Raw genomic sequence first — 4,521 nt, 5'->3', positions numbered from 1 at the left:
CCCGCTCCCACAGGTATCGCGTGGCTGCCGTTCAGAGCGTCACCGGCGAAGGCAACAGGGGCAAATACAATTCAGACATGGCCGCTGCTGTTGACGATCCGCAGGCACAGCGCCTCATACGGGTCCAGGTTCACCATCAGGCGCCCATCCTCGGTCAAATCCCCTTCGACCGTTTCATTGATCATGTCCACCACCGGCCCCGGCGTGAACCCGGTCAGTTGCAGCTCCTCGGCAATCACTTCCTGGCCAAAGTTCAGCGCAGTGATCTGGATGCCACGCCCGGCCGGCAGTTCATGCACCATTACCAGCAAGCCGGGGCTGCTGACTTCAGGTACCAGCACCTGGCGGCTGGTGGCGATGCCATAGGCCTGGCGCACCGCCAGCAGCTTCTTCACCTTGCAGGCAAACGAATCGCCATTTTCCAGCTGGCTGTCCAGGCTGCCATACAGCGCCCGGGCACGGGGCATGCCACGCACCGACGTCTGGGCCTGCGGCTCCAGCCCGGCCAGGTCGTAGCCGCCGCGGTGAATCCAGCGGGTATCGCCATCCAGCATCCGCTGCGCGACCGCTTCGGCGGGCAAGGGCAGGGCGCCCACCAGGTCCCAGCCGGACAGCGCCACCACCCCCGGCTGCATGGCGTTGTACATGACCAGCAGCAGGTGCACCTTCTGGATCAGCTCGATTTCTGCAACCCCGATCTGCCCGAGGTCGCGGATGCCCAGTGCAGCGGCGATCAGGCTGGCCGTGGTACAGGCTATGCCATTGGTGACGAAGCGCAGGTTGTACGGCGCATGCTCGCCCGACAGCCGTTCGTAGATCTCTTCGCGGATGTGCTCGCGCAGGATGCCGCCGGGCAAGGTCTGGCCTTTGTACAGGTACATGTCGTGGGCATGCAGGGTCCAGAAATGCACCAGCTCCACGGTCAGCTCGTCATGGTTCTGCAGGGCATGGATCAGCGACGCCGGGTCGATGCCGAAGGCATGCATCTCCTTGAGCATCAGGCGCAGGAACTCGGTGTCGCCGGTCAGCAGCGCATGCTGGTAGGCCGGCCGGGTAATGAAATCGTAGGACAGGTCGGCACCGCCCCTGGACATCTGCGCGATGTCGTCGAGGGTCAGGTTCAGTTCCTGGAAGCTGAAACCGCCGGCCTTGCGGATCATGCCACCGATCAGCTGGTTGCCGACGATCGACAGCGGGTGGCTTTCCGACCAGGCAGTGCCGCTGGCGCGGGTCTCCACGCCGAGAAAGCCGTTGGCATCCAGGCGCAGGCCGCGTGCACCCAGGCAGTCCAGGGCGTGCAGGGCATCGCCAATGATCATCTGCTGGGCGGCAAAGGTCGGGTCCAGCCAGTTCAGCGACGGCTGGCCTTCCTTGAAGTAGTGCAGGTACACCCAGCGCCGGGTCTTGCCATCCACACCGGTCACCGGCGGCGTGGCGCTCCAGTCGGTTTCCTTAACACCTGGTTCGAAGAAGATCACCCGTTGCAGCTGGCCGACGATGTAATGGCGGGCCTTGAGCTCGTCGCACTGGGCCGGCAGCAGGTTGACCGCGTCGCGCCCGGCAGGCACTTCGGGCAGCAGCGGCCAGTCTTCCTCGCGGATTTCGACCATGTGGTACAGCCCCGGATAGGGTCCGTGGGCCAGCTCGGCCAGGCGAAAGTCGGCACCCTTGCCCGTGTGCGAGGGGATCAGGTCGTCGATGGTCACGGCGTTGTGCGCGGCGGCCATGCGGCTCATCTGGATCAGCTCCTGCTCGCTGCCGTACAGCGGGTAGATGTCGAAACTGATGCGGTCGAAGTTGCCGTCCACGCTGGGGGTGAGCTCACGGCCACGAATGCCACCGGACAGCTTGATGGGGCCGGTGTGCAGGCCCTGGATGCCGATCTCCGACAAGCGCTTCCACAGCGCTTCGTGGGCCAGGGCAGCGAGCACCGAACAGCCTTCGGGGGCGATGATGGCGTCGGGGTAGACGGTCAGCCAGACCGAAGCGATATCAGTGGCGCGGCGGGGCTGGGCTTCGGCGTAGGGCTGCTGCCACAGGCGCGACTGGCCCGAGTACAGGTGGGTGCGTTGCTGGGAGGCCCTGAGCATGGCGCGGTCTTCGAGCCATTTGACGTATGACGGGTCGGGTTGGGTCATTTCGCGTCCTCTTTGCGTGTCGGCAGCGGCTCAGGTTATGACGGCTGTGGCGGCTGATCGTTCGGCTTGAGTATGGTTTGGCTGCTTCGCGGGCGCGCCCGCTCCCACAGCGGTCTCCACACACGTTGAGAACAGTGCAATACCTGTGGGAGCGGGCATGCCCGCGAAGAAATCCCCACTGATCAAGGTTTGCGAATACGCAACTACCGTGTGGGCTTGCTGATCTGTTTGCCAGCCTGGGAGGCGACTTCCAGGGCTTGGCCATCCCGTTGCTTGCCTTGCCGAGCCAGGCCTTCGAGCTGCGGAATCAGCATGCCCTCCGGCAAATGACGCCAGAACCGCCCGGGCATGTGCAGGCGCAAGGCGTCGGGGTTGAGGCGGGCAGGGTTGAAGGTATGGCGATAGTAGGTGCGCCACAATTCGGCGCCAGGGTCTTCGGCGTTGCGGGCCCACTGGCGCCAGGGCTCGGGGCACTGGCGCTGGTAGTCGAATGCCTGGCCGTCGAAGCGTATGCCGTCGTGCGCCGTGGCAATCATCCAGCGCAAACGCCCCAGGCGGTCGGCGAAATGCGCACTGGCGCTTTCCAGAATGTCATGCGCCGGCTCGTGATAGGCCACCAGGTCGAGTTGCAGCTGTTCAGCCAATACTTCGGGTAGTGGCACGAAGCGTACAAACGCATGCAGGTGGTGCGCTTCGCGATTGACCTGCTTTATCCGTCTTTGCAGCTCGCTGCCCAGTCGGTCACCCGCCAGCATTGCAGTGCGGTCGCCATGGGCCACCCGCCAAAGTACCTCGTAAAGCAGGTTCCAGCGGTGCTCGCCACGGTAGCGGGCGGCCTGTTCCAGCTGGCTCAACAGCGCCGCTGGCACCTTGGCGCGAAAAGGACCGGAGCCTTCCGGCAGCGCTGTCGGTACGGCCAGCAAATCAGCCATCGGCCCTTGCGCCCAGGTCACCTCCGACGGGTCGATGCCATGCCCCAACAACACCCGGGCCTGGTCACGCCAGGTGGCGAACAGGCCGTCGCAGTCGAGCGCGATCATCCCCACAAGCCCATCTGCACCGGCGCCTGCGGCTCACGCAAGCGCGCCCTCAGCAGGCCGCTGCGCAGCTCGGCCTGGGCCGGGCGGTAGTCGCTGGTGACAATGAACGGCCGCGCCTTGTCCAGCACGCAGCGCAGCTGGATCAGGTCATCGTAGCGAATGCGCCGTTCGCGTCGCAGGGCTACCAGGCGTTGCACGCTGCGCAGGCCGATGCCGGGGATGCGCGCCAGTAGCGCCGGCTCGGCACGGTTCACGTCCAGCGGGAACACTTCGCGGTTGGCCAGCGCCCAGGCCAGCTTGGGGTCGATATCCAGTGCCAGGTTGCCGCTCTGGCCCAGCAGCTCGCCGGCCTTGTAGCCATAGCCACGTAGCAGGAAGTCAGCCTGGTACAGGCGGTGCTCGCGCAGTAGCGGTGGTGCGGCCAGGGGGACGCTGCCGGGGCTGTCAGGGATGGGGCTGAAGGCGGAGTAGTACACGCGCTTGAGGCCATAGCCTTGGTACAGCGATTCGGCATTGCGCAGCAATGTGCTGTCGTCGGTGCTGTCGGCCCCGACGATCACCTGGGTGCTTTGCCCGGCCGGGGTAAAGCGCGGCGCCTTGGGTTCGTGGGCCACGGCTTGCTGGCCCTGGTGGATCACGCCCATGGCCTGGCGAATGGTGTGCGCCTGTTTCTCCGGTGCCAGGCGTTTCAGGCTGGCGTCGGTCGGCAGCTCGATGTTGACGCTGAGCCGGTCTGCCAGGCGCCCGGCCTCTTCGATCAGCAACGGGTCGGCATCGGGGATGGTCTTGAGGTGAATGTAACCGCGGAACTCATGCTCTTCGCGCAACAGCTTCGCCACGCGGATCAGCTGCTCCATGGTGTAATCCGCCGAGCGGATGATGCCGGAGCTGAGGAACAGGCCGCTGATGCAGTTGCGCCGGTAGAAGTCCAGGGTCAGCCGGACCACTTCCTCGGGGCTGAAGCGCGCGCGTGGCACGTTGCTGGAGCGGCGGTTGACACAGTACTGGCAGTCGTAGAGGCAAAAGTTGGTCAGTAGCACCTTGAGCAGCGAGACGCAGCGCCCGTCGGGGGTGTAGCTGTGACAGATGCCCATGCCATTGGTAGCACCCAGGCCATCAGCCCCGCGCGAGTTGCGCTTGGGCGCGCCGCTGCTGGCGCAGGATGCGTCGTACTTGGCAGCATCGGCAAGGATGCCGAGTTTGGCGATGAGTTGCATGGGACTGACCTGTGATACTGAATATTCATACAGTATTTTGAGATGTGACGGATTGCAAGCGATTGTGCGCCGGCCATGCCCGACTACCTTGGCGGGCAGGAACCTGGACTGCCCCCGAAAAAGTGG

Annotated in this window: 3 protein-coding genes; all 3 read right to left on the bottom strand. The window is 64.9% G+C overall.

Annotation, left to right across the window (positions count from 1 at the left end; all coding sequences use genetic code 11):
- Positions 1 to 71 precede the first annotated feature (71 nt).
- The 3 genes from treS to RYH74_RS20455 all read right to left on the bottom strand — a co-directional run bounded on the left by treS (position 72) and on the right by RYH74_RS20455 (position 4,395).
- Positions 72 to 2,138 (bottom strand): maltose alpha-D-glucosyltransferase, encoded by a 2,067-nt coding sequence (gene treS / locus RYH74_RS20465; RefSeq protein WP_317410040.1) that lies wholly within the window; start codon positions 2,136 to 2,138, stop codon positions 72 to 74.
- A gap of 203 nt (positions 2,139 to 2,341) precedes the next feature.
- Positions 2,342 to 3,184 carry a TIGR03915 family putative DNA repair protein gene (locus RYH74_RS20460; RefSeq protein WP_085616534.1) on the bottom strand — a complete coding sequence of 281 codons (843 nt, stop codon included), beginning with the start codon at positions 3,182 to 3,184 and terminating at the stop codon, positions 2,342 to 2,344.
- Positions 3,175 to 4,395, bottom strand: coding sequence for a putative DNA modification/repair radical SAM protein (locus RYH74_RS20455; RefSeq protein WP_317410039.1), 1,221 nt, complete (start codon positions 4,393 to 4,395; stop codon positions 3,175 to 3,177). The genes RYH74_RS20460 and RYH74_RS20455 overlap by 10 nt, the downstream gene beginning before the upstream one ends.
- Positions 4,396 to 4,521 lie beyond the last annotated feature (126 nt).

It is taken from the genome of Pseudomonas sp. LSJ-87 (assembly GCF_032971465.1).
GTDB classification, from domain to species: domain Bacteria; phylum Pseudomonadota; class Gammaproteobacteria; order Pseudomonadales; family Pseudomonadaceae; genus Aquipseudomonas; species Aquipseudomonas putida_Z.
The sequence above is the reverse complement of the archived record's forward strand: the minus strand, read 5'-3'. Positions and strand labels throughout refer to the sequence as shown.

Excerpts from the sequence above, each read along its gene's own strand:
- treS (WP_317410040.1), bottom strand. The coding sequence starts at position 2,138 with ATGACCCAACCCGACCCGTCATACGTCAAATGGCTCGAAGACCGCGCC.
- RYH74_RS20455 (WP_317410039.1), bottom strand. The coding sequence starts at position 4,395 with ATGCAACTCATCGCCAAACTCGGCATCCTTGCCGATGCTGCCAAGTAC.